This window comes from Pseudoalteromonas piratica (assembly GCF_000788395.1).
In the GTDB taxonomy this organism is placed as follows: Bacteria; Pseudomonadota; Gammaproteobacteria; order Enterobacterales; family Alteromonadaceae; genus Pseudoalteromonas; species Pseudoalteromonas piratica.
The window spans coordinates 1,298,835-1,324,709 of the sequence record NZ_CP009889.1 but is presented as its reverse complement, the minus strand read 5'-3'; the positions used below and the strand labels follow the sequence as shown (position 1 = coordinate 1,324,709).

Here is a 25,875-nt window from a genome sequence, read left to right as displayed (position 1 = left end):
GCATTTAAACGAACAAAAGTAGAGAAAAGTATGACTAAAATTGCTGTGTATGGCGCCAATGGCAGAATGGGCCGCGCGCTTTGTGAAGCCAGTATTAATAGCGAAACAACCGATCTTGTCTGTGCAGCGGTGCGAGATAATAACGAGCTACTAGGCCAAGCAGTAAAGCACTTTATTGCAAAGGGCGATACACAAGTACGCTTTTCAAGTGAACATACCTTAGAGAGTCAGCCCGATGTGATAATTGATTTCACGTTACCAGTGGGTATGAAAAAGCATTTGGCATACGCAGTTGCACATAAAATACCTATGGTAATTGGCACAACAGGATTAACACCTACTGATATGGCAGAGCTTGAGTTAGCTGCAAAAGAAATCCCTATCGTTTTTTCGCGTAATTATTCTGTTGGCATAAATTTGCTTGAAAACTTGGTAAAAACAGCGGCAAAAACCTTAGCTGATGATATTGATATCGAAATTTTTGAATTGCACCACAAACATAAAATTGATGCGCCTTCTGGCACTGCTTTAATGATTGGTGAGGCCATTGCAGAAGCGAAAGGCTGGCAACATGATGACGTTGCAGTTTTTGACCGTTCAAAAGATGAGCAGGCTAAAAGTCAAAAAGAAATTGGCTATTCGGTGATGCGAGGTGGCGATATAGTTGGTGAACATACGGCTTACTTTGCAGCTGAAGGCGAAAGGCTTGAACTTACTCACAAAGCAAGCTCTCGAATGACCTTTGCTAAAGGTGCTGTAAGGGCTGCGGCGTGGTTACATAATAAACCGGTTGGACTTTATACTATGCAAGATGTGCTCGGTTTTAGGTAGAAAACTGAATTTTTTGGCTGTTTTAAGTAAAATTTCTGTTAAAAGCGTTATTTTTAATTTTTTCTCAATTTTTATTAGACCTTTTTTCAGATTTCATCTAAAATACTTGGAATTTGCCAAAATTTTATAATCTAGCGCTTTCTCTAGGGCGTTAGATCGATTGAACGGGTTGAAATTTACGCAAATTTCGCCCGTTTTTTACTGTTAGGAGGTCAACTTGTCTAAATCCGCTTTGTTAGTCCTAGAAGACGGCACGGTATTTCGCGGTACTGCCATTGGTGCTGAGGGTATCTCAGTTGGTGAAGTAGTTTTTAATACTTCAATGACTGGGTATCAAGAAATTTTAACTGATCCATCTTATGCTGAACAAATTGTTACTTTAACTTACCCACACATTGGTAACACAGGTACCAACAGCGAAGATGAAGAAGCGAATAAAATCTGGGCGAAAGGCCTAGTAATTCGTGACCTGCCATTACTGGCAAGTAACTTCCGAAATGAACAATCACTTGATGAGTACCTAAAATCTCGCAATATCTTAGGTATTGCAGATATCGATACACGTAAGTTAACCCGTATTTTACGTGACAAAGGTGCACAAAACGGCTGTATCATTGCCGGTGATGTTGACGAAGCGAAAGCGCTTGAAGCGGCAAAAGCATTCCCAGGTCTTAAAGGTATGGACCTTGCTAAAGTAGTGTGTACTAAAGAGCAGTACACATGGAATGAAACAAGTTGGACGTTAGGCGAAGGGTTTAAGACTCTGAGCGATGAAGATGCAAAATTCCACGTAGTTGCTTATGACTTCGGTGTAAAACGTAACATTTTACGTATGTTAGTAGACCGCGGTTGTAAATTAACTGTAGTACCTGCTGAAACTCCTGCAGCAGATGTATTGGCGTTAAACCCCGACGGTATCTTCCTATCAAATGGTCCTGGTGACCCGGCGCCATGTACCTATGCGATTGAAGCAATTAAAACTTTCCTTGAAACAGATACGCCAATTTTTGGTATTTGTTTAGGTCACCAGTTACTTGCTCTTGCTTCAGGCGCGCAGACAGTAAAAATGAAATTTGGTCACCACGGCGGTAACCACCCAGTTAAAGATTTAGACAGAAATGTGGTTATGATTACAGCGCAAAACCATGGTTTTGCTGCCGATCAAGACACACTTCCTGACAATTTACGTGCAACGCACGTTTCATTATTCGATGGTACATTACAAGGTATTCACCGTACTGATAAGCCAGCGTTTAGCTTCCAAGGTCACCCTGAAGCAAGCCCTGGTCCTCACGATGCGGCGCCATTATTTGACCATTTCATCGACTTAATGCAAGAACGTAAATAATTAGGACTGAGACTAAAATGCCAAAACGTAATGACATAAAAAGTATTTTGATTTTAGGTGCCGGCCCGATTGTTATCGGTCAGGCATGTGAATTCGACTATTCTGGCGCGCAGGCGTGTAAAGCACTTAGAGAAGAAGGTTACCGCGTAATCTTAGTTAACTCTAACCCAGCTACGATTATGACCGACCCAGAAATGGCTGATGCAACTTACATCGAGCCAATTCACTGGGAAGTGGTTGAGCGTATCATCGAAAAAGAAAAGCCAGATGCAGTACTACCTACTATGGGTGGTCAAACTGCACTTAACTGTGCACTCGATTTAGACAAGCACGGCGTACTTGCAAAGCACGGCGTTGAGTTAATCGGTGCAACTGCTGATGCAATCGACAAAGCAGAAAACCGTGAGCGTTTTGATGCGGCAATGAAGGCGATTGGCCTTGAGTGTCCTCGTGCAGAAATCGCACACTCAATGGATGAAGCACGTGACACGTTAACGCGTATCGGCTTTCCATGTATCATTCGTCCTTCTTTCACTATGGGTGGTACCGGTGGTGGTGTTGCTTACAACATGGAAGAGTTCGAAGAGATTTGTACGCGTGGTCTTGACCTTTCTCCAACAAGCGAACTTCTTATCGATGAAAGCTTACTAGGCTGGAAAGAGTACGAGATGGAAGTTGTTCGTGACAAAAACGACAACTGTATCATCGTATGTTCTATCGAGAACTTCGACCCAATGGGTGTTCACACAGGTGACTCAATCACAGTTGCACCAGCACAAACGCTAACTGACAAAGAATACCAGCTAATGCGTAATGCATCGATGGCGGTTCTTCGTGAAATCGGTGTTGAAACAGGTGGTTCAAACGTTCAGTTTGGTGTAAACCCAGCTGACGGCCGTATGGTTATCATCGAAATGAACCCACGTGTATCACGTTCATCTGCACTTGCATCAAAAGCAACAGGTTTCCCAATTGCAAAAATCGCTGCAAAATTAGCAGTAGGTTACACCCTTGATGAGCTACAAAATGACATCACAGGTGGCGCAACACCAGCATCATTTGAGCCGTCAATCGACTACGTTGTTACTAAGATCCCTCGTTTCAACTTCGAAAAATTCGCAGGTTCTAACGACCGTCTAACAACACAGATGAAGTCGGTAGGTGAAGTGATGGCGATTGGCCGTAACCAACAAGAATCACTACAGAAAGCATTACGTGGGCTAGAAGTTGGCGCGACTGGTTTCAACCCAGTTGTTGCACTGGATGACCCTAACGCGAATGAAAAAATCGTACGCGAATTACGCGAGCCAGGTGCAGAGCGTATTTGGTATGTTGCTGATGCAATGCGTCACGGTATGAGTGTTGAAGATGTATTTGAGCTGACTAAGATTGACCGTTGGTACTTAGTTCAAATCGAAGACATCATCAAAGACGAAGCAAAAATCGTTGAAGGCGGCATGGCTGGCCTTAACAAAGATTTCCTTCGCCGCTTAAAGCGTAAAGGTTTTGCGGATGCACGTATCGCTGAACTATTAGGTGTGAGCGAGTCAGAAGTACGTAAGAAGCGTCATACGTTAGAAGTATTACCAGTGTACAAGCGCGTAGATACGTGTGCGGCAGAATTTAGCTCAGACACAGCGTACATGTACTCATCATACGATGAAGAGTGTGAAGCAAACCCATCTGACAAAGATAAGATCATGGTTATCGGCGGTGGTCCTAACCGTATCGGTCAAGGTATTGAATTTGATTACTGTTGTGTACATGCTGCCCTTGCAATGCGTGAAGACGGCTACGAGACTATCATGGTTAACTGTAACCCTGAGACAGTTTCAACTGACTACGACACGTCAGACCGTTTATTCTTCGAGCCAATCACGCTAGAAGACGTATTAGAAATCGTACGTGTTGAAAAGCCAAAAGGCGTTATCGTGCAGTACGGTGGTCAAACGCCACTTAAACTAGCACGTGAACTTGAAGCGAACGGTGTGCCAATCATTGGTACTTCACCAGATGCAATCGACCGTGCTGAAGACCGTGAGCGCTTCCAGCAAATGGTTGAGCGTTTAGATCTACTTCAGCCTGAAAACGCAACAGTAACTTCACTAGAAGAAGCAATTGCTAAATCAGCTGAAATCGGCTTCCCACTAGTTGTACGCCCTTCATACGTATTGGGCGGTCGAGCGATGGAAATCGTATACGACGAAGACGATTTACGTCGTTACATGACAGAAGCGGTACAAGCGTCTAACGAAGCGCCAGTTCTACTTGACCGCTTCCTAGATGACGCAATTGAAATCGACGTAGATGCAATCTGTGATGGTGAGCAAGTGATCATCGGCGGTATCATGGAGCACATCGAGCAAGCAGGTGTTCACTCAGGTGACTCAGCATGTTCACTACCAGCATACTCACTAAGCCCTGAAATCCAAGACCGTATGCGTGACCAAGTAACACGCATGGCGTTAGAACTTGGTGTTGTAGGTCTAATGAATACACAGTTTGCTGTTAAAGATGGCGAAGTATACCTAATCGAGGTTAACCCGCGTGCTGCGCGTACTGTACCTTTTGTTTCAAAAGCAACAGGTGTTGCACTTGCAAAAGTAGCTGCACGTTGTATGGCGGGTCAGTCACTTGCAAGCCAAGGTGTAACAAAAGAAATCATTCCTCCTTACTACAGCGTAAAAGAAGTGGTACTTCCATTCGCTAAATTCCCTGGTGTTGACCCAATGCGTGGTCCTGAAATGCGCTCTACAGGTGAAGTAATGGGTGTGGGTGAAACATTCGCTGAAGCATTTGCTAAAGCACAGCTTGGTGCAGGTAATGTAATGCCTCGTGGTGGTCGCGCACTACTTTCTGTTCGTAACAGCGATAAGAAACGTATTGTTGAGCTTGCACGCACCATGCGTGATTTAGGCTTTGAACTAGACGCTACTGGCGGTACTGCTAAGGCTTTAGAAGATGCTGGCATTGAAGCACGCCGCGTAAATAAAGTTTACGAAGGTCGTCCTCATATTCTTGACCGCATCAAGAATGGCGAGTACAGCTACATTGTAAATACCACAGAAGGTCGCCAAGCGATTGAAGACTCAAAAGTACTTCGTCGTGGCGCACTGCAAGGTAAAGTGAACTACACAACAACGCTTAATGCTGCATTTGCAAACTGTAAAGCACATGCTGCTGATGACCGTTCAACGGTTTCTTCAGTGCAAGAGCTACACAAACGTGTAAATTAATTGCCCCGTCTATATTTTTTGATATAGACTAAGACAATTAAAATAGAAACGAAAAAGCCCGGTTATGCCGGGCTTTTGATTCTGAAAAGTTCTAGGAAGAAGAATGCAACAAACACCTATGACAGTTCGTGGTGAACAACTACTGCGTGAAGAGTTAAATGAATTAAAAACGGTACGCCGTCCAAAAATTGTCGCTGATATTGCTGAAGCACGTGAACACGGTGACTTAAAAGAAAACGCGGAATATCATGCAGCGCGTGAAGAACAAGGTTTTTGTGAAGGCCGTATTCAAGAAATTGAAGCAAAACTTTCAACAGTGCAAATCATCGACGTTACTAAAATGCAAAATAACGGCAAAGTAATTTTTGGTGCAACTGTTACTATCGTTAACGTAGATACCGACGAAGAAACGACTTATCGCATCGTAGGTGACGATGAAGCTGACATTAAAAATAATCTGATTTCATTTAACTCACCAATTGCTCGCGGTTTGATTGGTAAAGAAATCGACGATGCAGTAACAATCAAAACCCCAAATGGTGCGGTTGAGTACGAAATCACTGAAGTAGAATACATTTAATCTACAAAAGCTCGGTTATTACCGAGCTTTTTTGTTTGTAAATTATGAAAATACGCTCTCTTTTATTTTTAACACTGCTAGCACCTTTTATAAGTGCACATGCACAGTATGTGACAGAATTAGATAACGATTGTACAACAGCATTTAATAGCGCTGATTTTGTTAATGCGCGTTATGAGTGTGCCGAGTTATCTGAAGAAAATAATGGTGAAGCGAGTTTCATTTTGGCAACCCTTTATGCCAAAGGGCAAGGTGTTGTTAAAAACAAACGAAAAGCCCTTGAGTATCTGATTTTGGCAGATGAGCAAGGACATGGCGAAGGGTCATTTAATCTTGCATTAGCCTATGAGCTTGGCAAAGTGGTCGGTGTTGATGTTGAAAAAAGAAAACGTTTGGCATTTGAACACTATTTAAAAGCGGCACGAAATGGTTCGACAAACGCACAACGCAAACTCGCAAGTCGATACAGCGATGATGCAAGCTTAGTGTATGAACCGCAAAAGGCTGTAGAGTGGTTAACAACTGCTGTTGAAAACGGAGATGACAAAGCCAAACTGGAATTAGGCGCACTTTATCTAAAAGGTGAAGGCGTTGTTCGCGACCAAAGTCATGGCCTAAGTTTAATAAAACAATCTGCTGAGAGTGGCTATGATAAAGCGCAATTTATTTACGCCACGCTTATTTTCAAAAATAACCCAGAGCAAGCCATTAATTACTACGAATTAGCTGCCGAAAAAGGGAATGGCTTTGCTGCACATAATCTTGCATCGCTTTATTTTAAAGGTGAGCATGTTTCACAAAATAGCAATAAAGCGCATTCCTACGCTCAGATTGCTGTGGCAAATGGTGTGCCTCAGGCAGAATTATTTTTACTTGAAACGGAAAAACCTAGCGCACCAAAACAACGTACCGCTAAGCCTGTTGCGCTCGCAGTTGCAACTGTTGAAACTACACCCAAAGCAAAAAATTTAAGTGGATTTGTTTTACAGTTTGGCAAATTTAGTGTGCGTGAAAATGCGTTGTTTCTAGCGGAAAAAGTGGGGGCGAGTATTGTTGAAATGAATGGGGCCTACTATAGCGTTGCCTTTGATTTTGAGTCATATCACTTGGCCAAACAACATGCCGAAATGCTGGTTGCAAAACATGATATCGCCATGCCTTACATTCGTGTGGCAAGCGACTTTAATCTTGCTGTTAATATCGCTCAATAAAACCGGTCTTTTCCAGCGGCCTAAAATTTATTTCACTGTCTTTGGCTAGCTTTTATTAAAGCTGTACGTAGAATAACGTGTTTATAATAATAAATTTTTCTGGATGAAAGCATGAGCCATCGGGATAACTTTCGCTATCTTACCATTGCACTAACACTCCTTTTGTTCGGCACAGCACTTTGTCATCAGTTTTTTAGTGCAAAATTACAGCATGTTATGCAGGCTAGCACCATGTTTACCCTGTTGCTTTCTGTTTGGGGAATTGATTCTAAAAGCCCATTTTTCAAGTATAAGATGCTATTCCCCTTTGTAATTATCGCAATGTCTTGGTTTACCCTTTTTATCGATAACAGCATGGGTGATAACGTGACTCTAGCGTTAATGTTAGTATTCTTTTTATTCACCGCGTTTAAAACTGCCAAGCAAGTGCTTTTCTCAGGCATTATTGACAGTAATAAAATTCTGGGTGCCATTTGCCTGTATTTTATGATGGGGGTGATATGGGCGCTTATTTATTGCCTTATCCATATCAATTTTGCGCCTGCCTTTAACAACGTTGTTGTAACAACAAAATGGTATGCACTCTTTCCTGAGTTCATTTACTTTTCTTTTGTCACACTCACCACCTTAGGTTTTGGCGATATTTCTCCTAATATCCCTTTGTCACGTGTTTTTGTTTATTTTGAAGCAGTGGTTGGGCAGCTTTATTTAACAATTTTAGTGGCCAGCTTGGTGGGGGCGAGACTCAACATTTTGCAGCAAAATCATGTCGGTAATAACACATCAGCTAAGCAAAAAAGCGAATAACTGCTAGGGCTATTATTTCTCAGAGCTATGACATTGAACGACTTTAAGTTCTGAAGGCTCCGATGGTTTTAGCTCTGGGTGGCGGCCAACTAATTGCGAATAAAGTTCCGGTAGCGTGAGTTGCAATCGATACACTTCATTTAAATGCTGTGATTCAATCTTTGCACCGTTATTGATGAGTGCAGTAATAACAGCGATCCATTTTTCAGATTCACGATTTTCACGTAAATAATGCAACATTTTTAGCAGTGGATCAGGGCTCTGTTCTGTATGCTTTTGTGTAAATCCACGATTTATAAGTTCACTGGTCAATGTCGGGTTCATAAACATTAAATTGTAAATGATACTTTCACCGCGCTGATTGGGCAGGTCAATGTTTTCCATGCGCGCGAGTATTTTTAATGCTTCGTCATTTTTAAGCCGTTGAATTACTGCAACCGCATTGGTATTTTTTGGATAAAGCCCCTGACTCACGAGTGCGTCAATGATTTCAAGGCGCTTATTTTGCATTGGCCTAGAATACAATAACAAGTATGCAAGCTCGCGTTCAAATGGCGATTTTTTCTCAAGATATTCGTAAACTTGCATTAAATCTGCACGCTTGATTTGGGCTGCATCGGATAAGTTATTGAGATCAATATCAAGCGCTAAAAACTGTGCAGATAACTCAGTAAAGAGTGCGAGCATTCCCACTTCTTTTGCTTTTACAGAGAGTAATCTATCACAACTAGGATGAGGGTATGGCAGATCCTTCGCGTCGACATAGCTAACTTTTATGTCACTTTGTATTGCGTCAACACCATATAATTGGCAAACATTTTGTTCCTTTAAAGAAAGCTGTTGTTGCTTGATGATTTGCTTAATTTGTAACTGCAGGGCATTACTGTCGATGTCTGCCGGGTTGGTTATCGAAGCGCCTTTTATAATATCTGCAAATTGTGTGTTGAGCCCACCAATGCGCGATAGCAACAGAGACTGACTTTCGCTTGAATGTAATTGTTCGATTAATAACAAACGAGAAAGGGCCAAAAGCGCTTTTTCGCCAGTGAGGCCGTTGAGTACATAGGGTAATTGCGCAGATAGAATAAACTTATTGGGAGATGGGTTAAGCGAAAAATAGCTATCGTAAAGTAATAACAAGTCGTCAAAATTAGGCTTAGGGTTATCACGATTAACAGCTTGGACAAAGGCTGTTTGTAAAATATCGACAGCGATATCAGGGTAGCGTGCTATTTGCTCGCGATAATTTTCAATAAACGGTTTTTTAGAACTAGTTTTTCGCCATTTTTCAAAACGATAACGATGCTTTTCTTTTACATAATCGGCAAAACGAATACCTTCATTGATAAATTGTACGCTTTTACGCTGATTTGCTTCATTATATGAAGAAACAAGCTTAACATTTTGTAAGAAACGGTCTGCAGCGTCTTTCGATACGGTATGTTCTAATGCATGCTTTATTTTAAATAATGATTCACCTTGCATATGCCAGGCAATGGCAATTTGGCTCAGATAGTTAATTTTATCACGCTCAAACCTAGCGAAATAACGCGGTTGATCTTTACAATAGCTCGGCGTTTTATCATCTACTGATAACGGTTTCTCTTCGTTTTTAGTTTGTATTTGAGGCGTGCTATCTGTTGGGTATTGAGGTAACGGGCTATCTGAGTGAACAAGTACTTGAGTTGTGTTTACGTCAATGTCAGCTGGGGAGTAGAAGTTAGCAAACCAAATAAGTGGTACGAGTAATAATACAAGAACAGAAAATATTAAAAACTTCTTAGTCACACCAATTCCATGAGCAAAACAAAATAAAAATCAATTTAAGATGGCTATTCTACTTTTCAGTTAGATTTTTAATTATATGAAATTTTTGCTTTTTTGGCATGTAATCTAACGTATTCAGCCAATAAAAAGCCCACAACAGAGTGTGGGCTTTGGTAGGTTTGACAAGTAATCAGATTTTTACAGTAGCGTCGTCATTAATGTCTGATTGAGAAGTAATTCAAACAAATTTATTTAATCTTCAATTCTATAAACTGTATCACTCAAGTGTTGTTACTAAAAAGTATGTTCTATCACTTAATTTTTTACATTTAGTTACAGTTATTCTTGAAAATAAAGTTCTCCTCAATATAATGCCCTGTTTTTAAAATGGAAAATAAATCAAGGATGATTGTGTGAAATCAATGCCTGTTCTTAAAAATGGCGAATTCTCATCGTCGACGTTACTTACTAGTTTATCTAGTCAATTTTACGCAAAGCTAAAAAGTCCTTTTGTTTGCTTTTTCATCTTTATTTTGTTGTTTGCTTCATTTAGTTCTTTTGCAGCAATGAAAGTGCATAGATTTGAATGGTCACCCTCTGTTGTTACGCTTGGCACTCCGACAACCTTTTATTGGAATATTGAAGGAGCAGAGTTTTGTTTTGGTAATAACAAGCGCCGCACAGCTGTTGGAAATAATGGGCGCCAACTTTTTTCAAGCCCAGTAAACAGAACAACTAGCTGGTATTGTCAAGACAGCAGTGGTGATAGAATATACTTGACAGCAAATGTTAGAGTTTTACCGCCGGCGCCAGGAAGGTTAAGCACCCCGAGTGCACCAAGTAATGCACCGATTAATAGTAATCAGACTATTTCATGGTCATCCACAAGTGGTGCTGATTATTTTAACCTTTACCAGAACGGCAGTCTTTATTATCAGGGGAATCGCACATCTACAACGATTTCCAGCAGCACGAGTGGCACTAATAGTTACCGTGTCAATGCTTGTAACGATGGTGGTTGTGGTCCTTTATCGAGCACTCGATATGTCAGCTTTTACGACAAACCGTCAACACCTAGCTCCATTCCTGATGTAGTTGGCGGCAGTTATCACCCGTATGGTACATCAGTTCAACTGAGTTTACCGACAGTAGCGAATGCCACATATTACCAAGTTTTTATGAGCACAACTGACAGTAATTATCAATTACAATCAAGTGCTAACCAAGTAACTTTGAGGAGTGACTGGGGTTATAACTATATTAAATATCGTGCTTGTAATAATGCAGGTTGTAGTGGATTAAGTTCTTGGCGTAGAACACACTCTTATGGTTCGCCTAAACAAGCTTCCCCAAGTGCGAGTAACACAACAGTCATTAAACATAACACTGTTGATATTAGTTGGCCTAATCCACAGCACATTATTTATTCTGGTTCATATTATGAAAGGCAAGTTGTAGCACCGTCGGGTCATATTGAAAACTTACCAAGTTTAAATCATACGTCAGGGGCAACTTCAACAAGTTTCACCTCCTCTGCGCTTAGCCAAACCGGCACTTATATCTTTAAGGTGAGGGCATGTAATCCAAGTCTTCCGTGTGGGCCGTGGGGCAGTGCAAATGTCAATGTAGCTGAAGCTATCACCCAAGCGCCAAACTTAGATATTGGTTATGCGTACCACCCCGTAAATAGTTCGAAAGAAATAAAATGGTCGAGCATTAGTGGTGCAAATCGTTATGAATTATTTGAAGATAGTTCAAAAATACATGATTATAAGTCGCTAACAGACTCTGTTTCCCACGCAAATTACGGCAGACGATACTACAAGGTACGTGCATGTAATGAAATTGGGTGTGGACCATATTCAACCTCTTTACCAATTTATTTTTATACTGCACCTGGTGGCGTAAATAATTTTAAAGCAACTCCATCGAGTGTGGAAGTTGGCGGTAATAGTAAACTTACTTGGGATTTACCTGGTGGAAATGTACCTGGGATTTCATATGTTATTTCAAAAGAAGGGACTGAACTAAGCCGTACGAGCAACCAGTATATGGATGTAACTGTAACAAGCTCACAAAATATTTTTTCGATTGTTGCATGTAATCCAGAAAACGTTGGATGCGGTAGTGCACGAAATGTCAGTATTGAAGGTACCCCAATTACTGCGCCAACAGCAATACCATCAGTTGTGGGCGGCCACTATTATCCACTTAATTCAACTATTAATGTGAATATATCAGCGATAGATGGTGCAACAAGCTATCGTTTAAAAGTTGAGACTGGACCGATTGAAGGGGTCAATAAACAACCTCTACTTACTAAAAACTTTACCGGCTCTAACACCAGTTTTTCCTCATCTAAAACAGGTTATCATTTTGTATCATATGCACAATGTAAAGGTAATTACTGTAGTGAATTTGGCCCAACACAGAGAATTGTTGTATATGGTAGGCCGGGGTATGCCAAAAACGTGGTGGCAGATCCTGTTTCAACAAGTGTTGGTAGTAGCGCAAATATTAAATGGGCATTTAATGGTGTTCGTGTTGGCGGTCATTATAAACTGAAACAAATGAGACCAGATGGTACCACCAAACAATATGCAAATATTACGCAACCAACAGGTGTTTTTGATTTTGAGCAAACAACAGAGTCACTAACATTAGCTGGCCCACACACCTTTAAAATCGATTCGTGTAATGACGATTCCCATTGTAGTGGTGATGTCAATATTACGGTTGATGTGTTTCCTGCAAAACCTGAAGAAATGCCAGATGTCGCAGGTGGCAACTATCAGCGTGTGAATAGTAGTGTTTCAGTAACTATGCCGATAATATCGGGTGCGCAAAGTTATAAATTAAAGTTGCAAACTGGAAACCTTGAAGGCACAAATAAGCAACCAGCAACCGAATCAATCACATATCAAGGGAATATAGCCAAGTTCACACCTCAATCGACAGGCTATTATTTCTTATCGTATGCCCATTGTAGTAACGGTGTATGCAGTGAATATGGTCCAGAGTTACGCATACATGTTTACGGTAAATCAGGAGAAGCAACAGCAGTTACAGTAGACAAAACATATGTCAACGCAGGTAATAATGTGACTATCAGTTGGAAGTGGGCAAGTGGTATTCGCGTAGATGGTTATTACACAGTTGTACATACGTTACCAAATGGCACGCTTAATACAACGTATAAACCAAAGGTAGTTCAAAAAGCTTTTGTTGAAAATCACCTGATAGCTAGCCCAATACTCAATGAAAAAGGTAAACATACATTTAAAGTATTAAGTTGTAATGATGAAACCCTTTGTACTACGGGAGTTGTAACTGAAGTTGAGGTTGTCGACCCAGTTACGGTTAATCGATTTGAATGGACTCCGAATAAAGTTGTAGTGGGCCAACCATCAACTTTCTACTGGAACATTTCGGGTGTTGAAACATGTCAAAGAGCAGATGTTGAAGTCGACCCGAAAGGGCCGAGAACTAATGTTGGTAATAACGGTGTTCAAATATTTACTGAAGTTCAGCAAAAGCAAACGAAGTGGGAATGTTTTACTAAATCAGGAGTAAGATATCCATTTGATAATTCTAAATTTATTACAGCGCAGCTTGATGTTTTGCAAGAAGCTGATGGTGTAAATATGCCAATCCTCAGTAAAAACTCAGACAGTTTAATATGGACTTATAATTCGTCCGCTGACAATTACAAATTAGAGGTAGCAAAGTGCGGGGCGAGTTGTACAGAGATCCCTTACACAGCATGGCAGTTGGAAGGCTATGTAACAGAGCAAAGTTATTTATTGCCTGAAATAGTTGAGAATAAAGTTTATCGTATCCAGGCTTGTAATGCGCAGCAAGAGTGTGGCGCGCATAGTAATAGCATAACAGTAACGACTAACGACACAGTTAATGTCAATCGTTTTGAATGGGTACCAAATGTAGTTCTGGCTGGTCAGCCGACAACTTTTTATTGGGACATATCGGGTGTTGAAAACTGTCGTAGAGCAGACCCGGATGATAAAAAGGGATGGCGTGGCACAGAAGGGAATAATGGATTACAAATTTATGAAAATCCAATTGAAAGAAACACTATTTGGGAGTGCTTTAAAGATATCAATGATTTAACAACTAGATATCCATCTGACTCTTCTCTATTTATCAGCGCACCATTGAAAGTTTTGGGTAAGCCTGACGGTATTTCGATTCCATTACTTGAAAAAACTGAAGGTACATTAATTTGGTCAACCATCGCTAATGCTGAGAGTTATGAACTTCAGCATTACGCATGTGGTGAAACTTGTGGCAACTATACTGAAGCCAATTGGCAACTTATTCAAAAGAGCGCATCTACAAGCTTTGCACTTCCAAATGATGATACTAAGCGCGCCTATCGTGTTAAAGCCTGTTTTGCTGATGACCGGTGCAGTGCGTGGAGTAATGTGTGGCAACCTATACAGAAGAAAAAAATTATTTTTATACATACGGATTTGTTAGGAAGTCCAGTGGCTGAGACAAAGGAATAATATTATGAAGTTTTATAGATTCTTATTAATCACGTTGTTTTTAAGTTTTTCAAACTTTAGTGTATCAAGTCAGCTTAAAGATTATGCATACAACTACAACGATTCCAAACCAGTGAGAGAAAACATCACCTCTTTTACAACAGAAGTCTTGGGGGACAAAATAGATGTGACTTCAGGTAGTTTAAATTTTAGCGTAACTGATTTGAACCTACCGGGGAATTTTAATATACCGGTTTCGGTTACACGGATGTTGAACGGTGGTGAAGATTGGGCTACCGGCACGCGAGAATTTTCTAATTGGAGCCTTGAAATCCCGCATATTAAAACAAACTATCTTACTGAAAAAAATGGTGATGTTAGAACAAGTGCTTGGGCACTTGGAGAGTATTGCAGTAAAAAACAAAATATCAATCCTGATTTTGACACAATAGTTGAAGGAAGTTGGTATTTTGCATTTAGTAAGGAATACTGGATAGGTGAGAAACTCTTCATTTCAAGAAATGAAAATTACGACATTCTTTCAAACACAAAGGAAGAACGCGTATTAAAAAATGGATGGAAGATTGATTGTGGTGAAGTCGATGAGAAAGAGGTGATTATAGTTACTGATGATCGTGGCAATAAGTATACTTTCTCACACAAAAAAATAGTTCGGTCTATTAAAGACTACAATATGTCTACCACTCCTCAATCAAGTTGTCAGCTTCCATGTGAGGCTCCACCTGTAGCTCAGCCAATTGGTGATGCCCCTGATGCAGCAAGATTGCCAATGTATTATATTTTTTTGATGGTAACTCGTATCGAGGATAAGTTTGGCAATTATGTTACTTACAGTTATACAGATGAAAAAATTACAATAAGCAGCAGTGATCAACGTACAATTAATATTTATTTGGATTCGGATAAAGGAAGGGTGGCCTCAGCAACTGACGGTACTCAAACTGTCAAATATGAATACGATGAGACAGAAATAATAACGTTAAACAAAGTAAAATTTGAAAACGATAAAGAATGGGTTTACACACATAATAAAAGTGGCATATTTTGGAATTACCCATTATTTAATCAAACGCCTTCGGTTTCATTTAAAACAGATGTTTGTTTGGCACATTCTGGCGACATTCCATTTATTCACATTACCTCACCGCAAGGGGTACAAGCTGATTTTTATGTGACGGGAAGATGCCAAACGAGATCAGAAGTCCCTAAATTCAGATTGCCTAATCCACAACAAGATCAAGTTGAAAAGTACTGGATCCCTTTGCAATATAATGTTTACTCAGTAACGAAGAAAAACATAACTGTTGGCGAACACACTTATAGATGGAATTATGAATATTCTTCAAATTTAGGCGCATTTTCAGGTGATGAAATAGTGCAAAACCAAAAGGTCGATGAAAAATATGCAGTAGAAAATTATTCACTTAGTGACCTTTCTTATACTATTGAAATAGAGCCGAACAACACTAAAAAAGTATATATTTTTGATAGGCGCTTTGGTGAAACATACTTACATTTACTGTTAGAAAGAATTTTAGATTCTGAAAATACTTTGTTAGAAACAAAAAAATACATATATGATTTTAGCGAATCAGTAGGAACTAATAATAGATATCATAATATTAGAGTGACAGAGGATGAATTAGATACACTTCCTCTGCAATCTCCAGCGGCCGGGAAAACGAAAAGACAGCGAATTGTCAAAACAACTCGAATGGATAGTAGCCAGGAAACAATATATAAAACAGATTATTCCGAATTTAATGAATTTAACAAAGCACAATTGGTTCGTTACTACAAGCCAAACTCAACGACCTACAAAAGAATTAAAACAGGGTTTAAACATGATTTGGAGAATAATCATTTAAATCAAACCCAAACAGTAGACGTAAAATCAAGCGATACCGCTGATGAATTTAATATTCTGACAAATACTTTCGCAGCAAAAAAATTTAACGTTGATGTTCAAATGGTAACGAAAGAAGCCAGCTTAGGAGTAGAAAAAAAGTACTATAAAACCTTCTCAAGAGAAGGAAATGTTGAACATGTGGAATATAATGCATCACTCTACTCAAACGCTAAAGAGAAAAGAGAGATTGAGTTTACAAATTATAAAAGAGGAGTGCCCCAAGCTATTAATGTGCCTAACCGTTATAATGCCGATAAAAAGTTGAATAGACAAACACTAGTAAATAATAACGGAAAGGTAAAAGAAACTAATGATTTTAATAATGTATCAAGTTACTACGTATACGATAGCATAGGCCGTTTAAAGGCAATTGATTTAGAAAATGACGTACCATCTGGAGTTGATTGGCTAGACACGCTAATCACCTGGAATGACGCAAACAATACCCGTACTTTATCGCGATGTGTGCTTGACGAGCATAGAACAAAGTGCAATGGGTCAACGAGTTTTAAAACCATTGAATACTTTGATCCACTCTACCGCCTAATTAAAAAAGAGATGAGTGATGAGCTTAATGATATTAAACGCTATCAGCACTTTTCGTATAACCATAACAACCAACTGACCTACAAATCGTTTTTAACTGATTCTGCTATTGATAATGGGTTAGGCACTACCACGAAATATGACGCACTCGGCCGCGTTAAATCAGTGACTACCTCAGGGCGTGGCACCATTGACTATGATTATCTTCAGGGTAATAAAATTAAGGTGACTGATGCTGAAAATAATGTGACAACGACGACTTATCAAGCATTTGGCGAACCGAGCTATGAAGTTGCAACAAAGATAGTATCACCAGAAGATATAACAACAGATATTAATGTAGACGTCTTAGGTTTAGTGCGCAGCATTGCACAAACGGGGTTAGACAAAGACGGAAACAGTATAACACTCACAGAGAATCGTTATTACAATAATGCCAAACAGCTATGTTTGGTTACCCGCCCCGATGTGGGTAATACAATTTATGGCCGTAATGCCCTTGGTGAAATGACGTGGTCTAAAGCAGGCGTCAGCAACACGGCCTGCACCACCACTAAACCAACTGGTGCGATAAATTATACCTATGACAATCTGGGTGACTTATATAAGGTCGATTACCCAGATGATTCAGGTGATGTAACTTATACGCGAGATAATAATGGCAATGTTTTAACTTTAGAAGCGGGCGATGTGACCCACTCTTATACTTATAACAATCAGAACTTATTGGAAGATGAAACACTCATCATTAGTGGTCAAAATGCGTTGTTCACAGATTATGGATATAATGCACTCATGCAACGTAGTTGGATGGCGTATCCGGATGTTTCAGACATTTTGGTTCGTTACAACCCGAATGCGTTTGGTGAACCCACAGAGGCGCGAGTTTACAACGATAATGAAATAACACACGATTTTGCCTCTAATGCTAAATATTACCCGAATGGTATGTTAAAGAGCTTCACCTATGGCAATGGTGTTACTCATTCTCTGACATTGGATCCGACTAGCCAACTACCTGAAGCGCTGATTGATACTCATACATCTGGCAATGTAGTGAGCTTAACGTATGCCTTTGATAATAATGCCAACGTCACGTCAATTATCGATGGTGTTAATTCTGATTTCAGTCTTACTGACTTGCAATATGATAGGCTCGATCGTTTAACTAATGTTTATGGTAACTCAGGCATTGGCAACAGTACCATTAAATACGATGGTTTTGGTAATATCACGTCTTATACCAGCAAAGACCGTTCACTCGAATATACCTACAACTATACAACTAACCGTTTAACTAAAGTAACGGGTGTAGCGGGTAAATACTCCAGTTTTGGTTACGATATCAAAGGCAATATCACGAATAATGGTCAGTTTGGCTTAACCTTTAACGATGCTAACCAAGTTAAATCAGCTAATGGTTTCACGTATAAATACGATGGCCATAATCGTCGGGTGTATCAATCAGATAATGGCGGCAGCTATTCTGTTTATACACAAGATGGCACGCTGATTTATCGTGAGAAAGGTGAGACAATTACCGGTAACGGAGTGAGTTATATTTACTTGGGTAAAAAGCTGATTGCGAAATACGGTGATGTAGAACCAGCTGCATCGATTGATGAATCTCGCCAGCATTATCGTCCTTATGGTGAAACATTAGCAGATGCAAAGGACGATATAGGCTATACAGGCCACAAGTTTGATAAAGCGCTTGGGTTAAGCTATATGCAGGCACGATACTATGATCCAGTCATAGGTCGTTTCTACTCAAATGATCCGGTGGGTTATTTAGGCCATGCAGAAAAAGGAAATCCAATACATGGGTTCAATAGGTACGCATACGCAAATAACAACCCTTATAAATATGTAGATCCCGATGGAAAGCTACCCGTAGTTCCTTTGGTTGTAGCTGGAAGATGCGCTACAAATGCAGCATGTCGTGGAGCTGTAATAAAAGCTGGTAAAAAAGTTGCGGATAAAATTAGAGGTGGTGGAAGAAAGACTAAGCATACCGATAACCGTCATGTTGATAGAAATAAATATCCAGATAAGAGCAAATTTAAAAAGCCAAATCAAATGGATAAGTTAAGCGAAAAAACAGTCAAAAAGCCTGATCGGGTGCAAGATCAAGGTGATAGAGTAAGAGTCGAAAAGGACTTTAAACGCGAGATCGGCACAAATGGTGAAAAAACAAATGTCACTGTAATTGATAAGAGTTCGGGTAAGAGAGTTACTCAATTCCCGACAAAGAAGGAACCGTAATATGAGTGTTGAATTCAAAGTTGACTCAAAATCGGAAAAGGTGTCTCTTAATCATAAAGATTTTGAGGTTTTCTATGCGGCTTTTGAAGCTCTTAGATCAAAAACAGGAATTAGGGTTGATGAGTATTCAGACGGAAAAATAAGCCCAGACCATGCTGGTATATTGAATGACTTTATAGATGAGCATATTTCGCTTCCAAAAGCTTCTAACTGTATTAGTTTCAAAGAACTGCTTCAGTATAGTTATAATAATAAGCTATGGATTAGTTACACTGGAGATTAGATAAAGTATGAATTTCGAAGTAGGTCAGTTATGGACTTGTAAGGCTGCTGATAACGAAAAACTGCATAATTTGTTAGTGGTCAGCGCTGAGGAACTTGACGATCAAAAAATTGTAGGCGTAGCTGTCGTTGACTCAGAAATGGGAGATTCTCCTTTTATGCCTTTTTCTCAACAAGCAATTGAAGACTCTGTATTGGACTTGGTTCAGTCAAATATTGATATAGCAGACTTTGTAGAAGGCTATGAATATTGGAAAGAACTATTCATTGAAGGGGAAGCTGGGGTGTACAACTTGTCAGTAGATGAAGTGTTAAATTTAGACTCTGAATAATGGCATCAGTTACTTTTTGAATCCAAAGCCTCGCACTCGCGGGGCTTTGTTTTAAGTGTTAACTTGTATGAAAAAAGGCTTAATAACTTATTCTTACCAACTGGAGATATCTACAGCAAAACTATGGAGGGTGATTTCGCTTCCTAAGGGCTGCTTAAATAGTACTTCCATTTTGCTTTTTACAGGAAAGCTAACAGGTATCTCCGCACCGTCACCTTTTCGTCTATCAGAAGCTGATCCATATATGAGTTGAGCATGAATGGTTCCCACTACCTCCATTTCTAGTGAACCCGAATTTATGGAAATATTCGAGATAGTTTCAGGGGCAATATCTTCAACAAATTGATGAGTTGAAATCTCCATCAATTCAACAACAGATTCGCTATTAATCCGATTCATTAGCTTGTCTGAAACATCACCAAATAGTTTTTCTGCAACTAATTCTCTAAGCTCATATATTTTATTTACAAAAGCTAATGTGGTTTCTAGACATTCAATAGCAACTCTCTCAACCTCAGCTTCATCAGTATTGAATGTTGCTCGCTCTATGTGCGTATAGTTACTTAGTTGAGAGATTGTTTGAACTAAATCAGTTGCAACTATGTCTATCTCATCTATTTGTAATTTCTTTTCTACATAGAAATCTGATAAGCCACCTTGAATACAAAACTTGATTCTTTGTTTACGAGTGATTCCATTTGAAGATGTGCTATCAGGTTTAAACCAACAGCACTTTTCTAGCTGTTCATCTGGAGCAAGTCGATGCAGTATGTGGCGAGTCAACTCTCGCAGCGCATATGCAAAGTTATTCAACCTTAATGGGTTCGGGGTTAATAGATTTATAAATGCTGAGTCTAAAAGTTCAACTTCGAACCCATTGAGTAAAATGCTAGAGATTGAACTTTGGTATTTGTCTTTGATGTGTATCATATCCTTCCTTTGATTGGTTAATTTCGGTGTTATTTCAATTGCTGTTATATTAACGAAGAGTATCTTGGGATAGTACTTACCAATAAATTTTTTCGCTAAATGGCTGGCAGAACTCAATTCTTTGCTTTCTACTTTTGGTGGTTTGCGATTAGCTTTAAGCAAGTTCGCTAATGAAGTTTACCACCAGAGTTACGGTTCATTTGCCAAATTTGTTTTGGACTAAAGCCGTTTCTCAATAGTTCAAAATCTTCAAATTCTACTATTGCCTCTTGGCCTTTGCCAATAGCTTTGTAAAAACTACCTGATGCGGTTTCAATAACTTGCTTGTCGATATAGACCTTCATAATCTGAGATGTACAAACATAATCTTCTCCAGCGAATCGGCAAGTAGGGTCATCAATAACAATGCCCCATAAAACTTTTCCGACAAGATCTGATTGATTAAAAACTAGATTAAAAACTAGGGTCAGAGTAAACTTAATTGAAATAGTAATCTATTGCTGATTTTGATTTACTCTGCCACCTTGATTCTTTTTGTTGGTCTGCTTGACCGGGACTACCTGTATTTTTAATCCAACGACAGAAGAAAAGATTGCTTCATAAAAACTAGGGTCAGAGTAAACTTAAAAACTAGGGCCAGAGTAAACTTAATCAAAATAGTTAGCTCTAGCTGATTTTGATTTAGTCTGTCGCCATGTTACTTTTTGCTGGCCTGCCTAACTTGGAGGGTTGTACGCGTTGTCCAGTTAAAGCGGTAATTTGTTCCTTAAATTTCTCACTTCCAATCGCCATTCCTTTGTTAGTTTGAATTCTAATCTGCTCGATCTGACTGTGTGACAATGGCTCATTTACAAGCAGCGTATAAACTTTGAGCCATTGAATTTTGGTTCTACTTAAAGATTCATAAGCAGCATGTGCTGTGCAAAGTGAACTTGGTTTCCCGATAGCATTTATTTGATAACTCGACCATTTGTATTCGGCTGGGTGATTGACCATATGGGCGCGAACAGGGTTTAGTTCTATATATCGATAAAGTGTGAGCAAGTAGTTGTCACTATCGACTAGGCATGATTTGAAGCGGCCTTCCCAAAGTGTACCAGTGCGCTTATAAGTGTTGTTAAAGTACCTGACATATTGTCGGCCAAGAGACTGCATCAACTTACTAATTCCCTCTTGAGAAGTAGGTGTACACAATAAGTGGACATGATTTGTCATCAAAACCCATGCATGTACCTGTACATTGTATTCTTCGCTATACTGCTTTAACCAAGCGATGTAGGCTTCAAAGTCTTGTTCGCACGCAAAACATATTTGTCGATTATTGCCGCGCTGAATAATATGTTGTGAAATGTTTGGAGGGCAAATCCGTTTTAATCTTGCCATTTCATAATCCCTCGAAACAGACTGCATTAAAATTATAAGTGTAGTGTAAAAGTCATATATGAGGTTTTATTCATTTCGAACGCTATTAAATTATTTAATTATATGATTTAAATATGTTTTTATTTACTTGTGTAAGTTTTTTTTGTACCGTTTGACATGCTATTTAAAGTTATCGCCCATCTGGGTGCCCGGTTTAAAAACCTATTTTTGTTATATGGATATAAAATGAAAAAAACGATCTTCTCAACACTGTTAGTGTTTAGTGCATTCAACACACATGCAAACGAATTTGTATATAACGGTAATTTTAATAACCCTGTCGAAATTACTACCTGTAACGCATTTAATGCGGCACCCCACACAAGAAACCCTGAGGGACCATTTGTAGCAAAAGTATGGAACTCTTCATCTAGCTTTGTGAAGTGGGGAGATAATTATGGTGTGAATAATGGTCCAGGGTTAAAATTTCATCTGCCTAAAGGTGGCAGTAGAGTCGAAGTATTTGCTTCAGAGTTTATGGGCTACAAAAATAGCTACTGCGATGGAACACAAAACTCATTCGTTGATCTCGAAAAAGGGCAGTCACGTTGGAATGCATTTAGTTTTAAGTTAGACAGCCAGTTAACACCAGGTATGCCACTTATTATCCATCAGCTTTACAGCGCCCCATCAAATGGGCCTAAAATACACTTTTATTTGACTGTTGTAGATGGCATCAATTATGTTAATTTCGCATATTTAGCAAATTGTCGAGATAATAATTGGGATTCTTTAGTAAACGCAGATGGTGATAAATTATGTCCAATACAGACATCTGAAAAAGTAACCGTTGCATTTAAGCGTGTACCTTTTACCGTCGGTAAATGGAATCATATTCGATACAATATTCGAGCTGATTGGCCTAACAATTCTGAATATCAGAACGAGGTTGCTTCAGGCAGTTTATCGGCAGCAATTAAGCAAGAGAACGAGGGTTGGCAGATGTTTTGGTATCATGGTTTAGATACAAAAGGTGGAAAGCGCCCAACCTTTTCTACTTTTACTCATGATATTAGCGCTGTGCTAGGGGGTAAAGTTAGACCCGATGGACATGTATCACACTCATTGGAATTTGGTATTTATGGCAGCGCAAGTTCAGATATAACTTTATTCATTGATGAAATACATTCAAATCGTTACTTTTCGGCATTACCTGCCATTTATAAATAAGTTTTGAATCGGAAAAATGAATATGAATTTGAATGGGCTATCAGCCCATTTTCAATTCTAAACGCTTCTCTCAAGCTTATTTTAATTTTTACAATAACTTACACTTGTTTTGTTTACCTTAAATAGAAACATCATTAAACTCTACGCCGCTTTTAATATACGATTTCAGGGATTTTATGAAATATATTTTTTCAGGTATTGCAGTATCAATTTTATCTTTTTCTTCTTTTGCAAATACATTAAATTTTAATCACGTTGAAGTGGGTTACCTACAAACAGATTTTGACATTTCAGGTTTTGTTGAACCTAAAGGTTTTAACCTAGTCGCTAGTAAACAATTTGAAAACTGGTACATCACAGGCTCATACGCTAACCAACAAGATGAAATGAGAGAGACGTTTACATACGGAGATTACTCAGAAACTTTCACAGTTGATTTTGACTTTTCACGTTATTCATTTGGTGGTGGTTATATTTACCCAATTAATGAGAGTACAACGTTGGATTTCAGCGCGCAGCTAGGCCAGTTTAAAGTTAAATCAAGTTATAATGATATGGGCTCTGATTCAGACACTACAGATACATTTTTTACACATGCTCAAATTCGCCACCTCTTAAGCGACCAATTTGAAGTGAACGCACTGGTTGGTTATGAGCGTTTGCATGACGATGAAAGTGAAAATAATTTTGTGTATCGAGTAGGTGCGCAGTATTACTTTACTAATCAATTTAGTGTTGGTTTGTCGTACAAAGATGCAGATGAGTTTAATGATATCGGTATTTCTGCACGTTATAGTTTTTAATAAATGAAATAATGCCGGCAAATTAGTTTGCCGGCATTACCTTTTTAATAGCTTGCCGTAAGTGTAACACCAGCAAGCGTACTGTAAACATTGAGCATAATGTAGTAAGTTAAGCTGCAAGTTTCATTATTACCCAGCGATAAGGTCTACAATCGTAATCAGATGTCGTAGGCTGACTTCCCTTTTTAACATATAAGTCAACATCACCAGAACCATTAGCAGTAGATACTGTGAGTGTTTGATTGGCTGGTACTTCAATCTTGTAGATTGTTTGGCTATTTGCTGCACCAGATAAATCTGTAACAGGTACGCCATTATCTAAACAATCTGTACACCCAGCGCTTTGATGGTAGGAGGCAACAAGATTTGCATTTGAGTATGCCGGGTAACATCTTAGTCTTTCAAAACTCATACTAGCCGCAGGGTTTCTAAAACTACAATTTTAAGAAATAACAAAAACAACTGCCTAAAATTGGAATTAAGCCAATAAAAGTCGTTACTGATGTTAATAAGAGCGCGTAAACGTTTACAACTTGCTTCTTCCACAGCTTCTTTAAGTTTAAAGCGACACCTTTTACATTTGCTTACATTTTTGTAAATAAAAAATTGACAAGTATTTAACGTGCTCTATCATAGCGAAAATTTTGAAAGCTTATAAGTAAAGGGAAATTTGTGTTTAAAGTCATAGGTTTGAAAGCTTTTTTTTATTGGGTTTTATTCTTAACGGTTTTCCAGGCTCAAGCTAGTATTGGCTCTGTTAACTTTACAATTGATAAAACTAGTATCTATCGTGGAAATACAGTCACGCTGTCGTGGAACACACCACAAAATGCCACATATTATGATCTAAATGTTTTAAAACCAGGAGCATCTCATTGGTTAACATTTAGGCGAGGTTATACTTCAAACTCTTTTAATCGCTTTATTAATAAAAATGGAGTCCACAGCTTTTACATAAGTGCGTGTAATCCAACTATTGGTTTCAATTCATTGGGTATGTTTCTGTCGTTGTAATAGAAGCGAAAGCCTTGGTTGTGGAATGATTTATAACAGGCGTAGCCAATAAATTTTGCCCCCTTTTTTCTGTAAAAAATCATCAAAATATTTTTAAAGGACATCATGAAAACTATTTTATCGCTGGCCATCCTATGTGCGCCATTTATCGCTCAAGCAAATGCCAAAATTTCTTACTTAAATGTCGATGGCAACAATGTCCATTTTGCCTTGGCAAGCGATAAAACCCATACCATCCCCAGTTGTGCAATCGCTGAAACCAATCAGCATTATGGCGTTTCATTGTTAACTGAAGCGGGGCGCGCGATGTACTCGCTGTTGATCACTGCCATGTCAAGCAAACAAGCAGTTAGTGTAGTTAGTGGTAACGATTGTAGTGATGTTGAAGGGGTTGAGCGTGCAAAGAGTGTTATTTTAACGCCTCAAGTCGAGTCAACAGAAAGTGCTAAGTTACGGTGGGTTGGTTATACCACTCCAGTTAATGGTGCTTTTAATCGAAGTACAGGAAGTGGTGCAATAAGAACAGCATCAGAAATGTGTGCTGCACAGTATGAAGGTTCACGAGTCATGCTTTGGGATGACTATATTAATGTTATTAATCAGTACCCACATAGTGAAAGCGTATGGTTACTTGATGCCATTCAAACGATCGGCGTTGCTAATTCAGGCCATTATGGTATTCAAGAAACGTTAGTATTGAAATCGAGCGAAACCCTCATTTATGAATCCTCTGGATCTAGTCGAAATTTTAGCTACTGGTCTCTTCGAGCAAATGCTTCGTGTAGTGATTGGGAAAGTAACTCTAACGGTGCAAAGGGTATTTCTTTAACCGCAGTGGGTAAGTTAGTTATAGAAAGTTGCAGCAGTTCTTTAAAAATTTCGTGTGTTAAATGATA

Annotated in this window: 18 protein-coding genes; 13 read left to right on the top strand and 5 right to left on the bottom strand. The window is 39.1% G+C overall.

Annotated features, from left to right (window positions below):
• The first annotated feature begins 30 nt into the window (after positions 1-30).
• The 6 genes from dapB to OM33_RS20570 all read left to right on the top strand — a co-directional run bounded on the left by dapB (position 31) and on the right by OM33_RS20570 (position 8,013).
• On the top strand, positions 31-831 hold the full coding sequence (gene dapB, locus OM33_RS20595) for a 4-hydroxy-tetrahydrodipicolinate reductase (protein WP_040136415.1): 801 nt from the start codon (positions 31-33) through the stop codon (positions 829-831).
• 217 nt (positions 832-1,048) lie between these two features.
• Positions 1,049-2,179, top strand: a complete 1,131-nt coding sequence (gene carA, locus OM33_RS20590; RefSeq protein ID WP_040136413.1) for a glutamine-hydrolyzing carbamoyl-phosphate synthase small subunit — start codon at positions 1,049-1,051, stop codon at positions 2,177-2,179.
• Positions 2,180-2,196: 17 nt separating this feature from the next.
• A complete protein-coding gene (gene carB / locus OM33_RS20585; protein ID WP_040136411.1) occupies positions 2,197-5,415 on the top strand; it encodes a carbamoyl-phosphate synthase large subunit in 3,219 nt (1,072 codons plus the stop codon).
• A 103-nt stretch (positions 5,416-5,518) separates the two neighbouring features.
• Positions 5,519-5,995, top strand: a complete 477-nt coding sequence (gene greA, locus OM33_RS20580) for a transcription elongation factor GreA (protein WP_040136409.1) — start codon at positions 5,519-5,521, stop codon at positions 5,993-5,995.
• 44 nt (positions 5,996-6,039) lie between these two features.
• Positions 6,040-7,206 carry an SPOR domain-containing protein gene (locus tag OM33_RS20575; protein ID WP_040136408.1) on the top strand — a complete coding sequence of 389 codons (1,167 nt, stop codon included), beginning with the start codon at positions 6,040-6,042 and terminating at the stop codon, positions 7,204-7,206.
• A 111-nt stretch (positions 7,207-7,317) separates the two neighbouring features.
• Positions 7,318-8,013, top strand: a complete 696-nt coding sequence (locus OM33_RS20570) for a potassium channel family protein (protein ID WP_052141220.1) — start codon at positions 7,318-7,320, stop codon at positions 8,011-8,013.
• A gap of 12 nt (positions 8,014-8,025) precedes the next feature.
• On the opposite strand, the gene OM33_RS20565 is transcribed toward OM33_RS20570, so the two are convergent.
• Positions 8,026-9,801 carry a hypothetical protein gene (locus OM33_RS20565; protein ID WP_040136407.1) on the bottom strand — a complete coding sequence of 592 codons (1,776 nt, stop codon included), beginning with the start codon at positions 9,799-9,801 and terminating at the stop codon, positions 8,026-8,028.
• A 392-nt stretch (positions 9,802-10,193) separates the two neighbouring features.
• Here OM33_RS20565 and OM33_RS20560 point away from each other — a divergent pair, with 392 nt between their 5' ends.
• From OM33_RS20560 to OM33_RS20545, 4 genes are read left to right on the top strand one after another with little or no spacing between them, the layout of a single operon-like run.
• Positions 10,194-14,306: a fibronectin type III domain-containing protein gene (locus OM33_RS20560; protein ID WP_040136405.1), complete on the top strand. Its 4,113-nt coding sequence runs from the start codon at positions 10,194-10,196 to the stop codon at positions 14,304-14,306.
• 4 nt (positions 14,307-14,310) lie between these two features.
• Positions 14,311-19,026, top strand: coding sequence for an RHS repeat domain-containing protein (locus OM33_RS22860; RefSeq protein ID WP_040136403.1), 4,716 nt, complete (start codon positions 14,311-14,313; stop codon positions 19,024-19,026).
• 1 nt (position 19,027) lies between these two features.
• On the top strand, positions 19,028-19,309 hold the full coding sequence (locus OM33_RS20550) for a hypothetical protein (RefSeq protein ID WP_040136401.1): 282 nt from the start codon (positions 19,028-19,030) through the stop codon (positions 19,307-19,309).
• Positions 19,310-19,316: 7 nt separating this feature from the next.
• Positions 19,317-19,640: a hypothetical protein gene (locus OM33_RS20545; RefSeq protein WP_040136399.1), complete on the top strand. Its 324-nt coding sequence runs from the start codon at positions 19,317-19,319 to the stop codon at positions 19,638-19,640.
• A gap of 93 nt (positions 19,641-19,733) precedes the next feature.
• Here the strand turns inward: OM33_RS20545 and OM33_RS20540 are convergent, their stop codons facing one another.
• The 3 genes from OM33_RS20540 to OM33_RS20530 form a co-directional block, all read right to left on the bottom strand.
• Positions 19,734-20,732: a pPIWI-associating nuclease domain-containing protein gene (locus OM33_RS20540; RefSeq protein WP_040136397.1), complete on the bottom strand. Its 999-nt coding sequence runs from the start codon at positions 20,730-20,732 to the stop codon at positions 19,734-19,736.
• Between the two features lie 5 nt (positions 20,733-20,737).
• Positions 20,738-20,914 (bottom strand): hypothetical protein, encoded by a 177-nt coding sequence (locus OM33_RS22855; protein WP_234402746.1) that lies wholly within the window; start codon positions 20,912-20,914, stop codon positions 20,738-20,740.
• Positions 20,915-21,251: 337 nt separating this feature from the next.
• The gene (locus OM33_RS20530; RefSeq protein WP_040136392.1) at positions 21,252-21,953 is read right to left on the bottom strand and encodes a transposase; all 702 of its coding nucleotides are present in this window, start codon (positions 21,951-21,953) and stop codon (positions 21,252-21,254) included.
• Between the two features lie 225 nt (positions 21,954-22,178).
• On the opposite strand from OM33_RS20530, the gene OM33_RS20525 reads away from it, so the two are divergent.
• Complete coding sequence (locus tag OM33_RS20525; RefSeq protein WP_040136390.1) at positions 22,179-23,162, top strand: hypothetical protein; 984 nt, start codon at positions 22,179-22,181, stop codon at positions 23,160-23,162.
• A 176-nt stretch (positions 23,163-23,338) separates the two neighbouring features.
• Positions 23,339-23,965 carry an outer membrane protein gene (locus tag OM33_RS20520; RefSeq protein WP_040136388.1) on the top strand — a complete coding sequence of 209 codons (627 nt, stop codon included), beginning with the start codon at positions 23,339-23,341 and terminating at the stop codon, positions 23,963-23,965.
• A 109-nt stretch (positions 23,966-24,074) separates the two neighbouring features.
• Here OM33_RS20520 and OM33_RS20515 read toward each other — a convergent pair whose 3' ends face one another.
• Positions 24,075-24,377 carry a PPC domain-containing protein gene (locus OM33_RS20515; RefSeq protein WP_040136387.1) on the bottom strand — a complete coding sequence of 101 codons (303 nt, stop codon included), beginning with the start codon at positions 24,375-24,377 and terminating at the stop codon, positions 24,075-24,077.
• 707 nt (positions 24,378-25,084) lie between these two features.
• On the opposite strand from OM33_RS20515, the gene OM33_RS20505 reads away from it, so the two are divergent.
• Positions 25,085-25,873 carry a hypothetical protein gene (locus tag OM33_RS20505; RefSeq protein ID WP_040136383.1) on the top strand — a complete coding sequence of 263 codons (789 nt, stop codon included), beginning with the start codon at positions 25,085-25,087 and terminating at the stop codon, positions 25,871-25,873.
• Positions 25,874-25,875 lie beyond the last annotated feature (2 nt).

What these genes read in the sequence shown, in the direction of transcription:
- OM33_RS20515 (WP_040136387.1), bottom strand. Translation starts at nt 24,377, where the DNA reads ATGAGTTTTGAAAGACTAAGATGTTACCCGGCATACTCAAATGCAAAT.
- OM33_RS20525 (WP_040136390.1), top strand. Translation starts at nt 22,179, where the DNA reads ATGAAAAAAACGATCTTCTCAACACTGTTAGTGTTTAGTGCATTCAAC.
- OM33_RS20545 (WP_040136399.1), top strand. Translation starts at nt 19,317, where the DNA reads ATGAATTTCGAAGTAGGTCAGTTATGGACTTGTAAGGCTGCTGATAAC.
- carB (WP_040136411.1), top strand. Translation starts at nt 2,197, where the DNA reads ATGCCAAAACGTAATGACATAAAAAGTATTTTGATTTTAGGTGCCGGC.
- greA (WP_040136409.1), top strand. Translation starts at nt 5,519, where the DNA reads ATGCAACAAACACCTATGACAGTTCGTGGTGAACAACTACTGCGTGAA.
- OM33_RS22860 (WP_040136403.1), top strand. Translation starts at nt 14,311, where the DNA reads ATGAAGTTTTATAGATTCTTATTAATCACGTTGTTTTTAAGTTTTTCA.
- OM33_RS20575 (WP_040136408.1), top strand. Translation starts at nt 6,040, where the DNA reads ATGAAAATACGCTCTCTTTTATTTTTAACACTGCTAGCACCTTTTATA.
- OM33_RS20505 (WP_040136383.1), top strand. Translation starts at nt 25,085, where the DNA reads ATGAAAACTATTTTATCGCTGGCCATCCTATGTGCGCCATTTATCGCT.
- OM33_RS20570 (WP_052141220.1), top strand. Translation starts at nt 7,318, where the DNA reads ATGAGCCATCGGGATAACTTTCGCTATCTTACCATTGCACTAACACTC.
- OM33_RS20550 (WP_040136401.1), top strand. Translation starts at nt 19,028, where the DNA reads ATGAGTGTTGAATTCAAAGTTGACTCAAAATCGGAAAAGGTGTCTCTT.
- OM33_RS20520 (WP_040136388.1), top strand. Translation starts at nt 23,339, where the DNA reads ATGAAATATATTTTTTCAGGTATTGCAGTATCAATTTTATCTTTTTCT.
- OM33_RS20530 (WP_040136392.1), bottom strand. Translation starts at nt 21,953, where the DNA reads ATGGCAAGATTAAAACGGATTTGCCCTCCAAACATTTCACAACATATT.
- OM33_RS22855 (WP_234402746.1), bottom strand. Translation starts at nt 20,914, where the DNA reads ATGAAGGTCTATATCGACAAGCAAGTTATTGAAACCGCATCAGGTAGT.
- dapB (WP_040136415.1), top strand. Translation starts at nt 31, where the DNA reads ATGACTAAAATTGCTGTGTATGGCGCCAATGGCAGAATGGGCCGCGCG.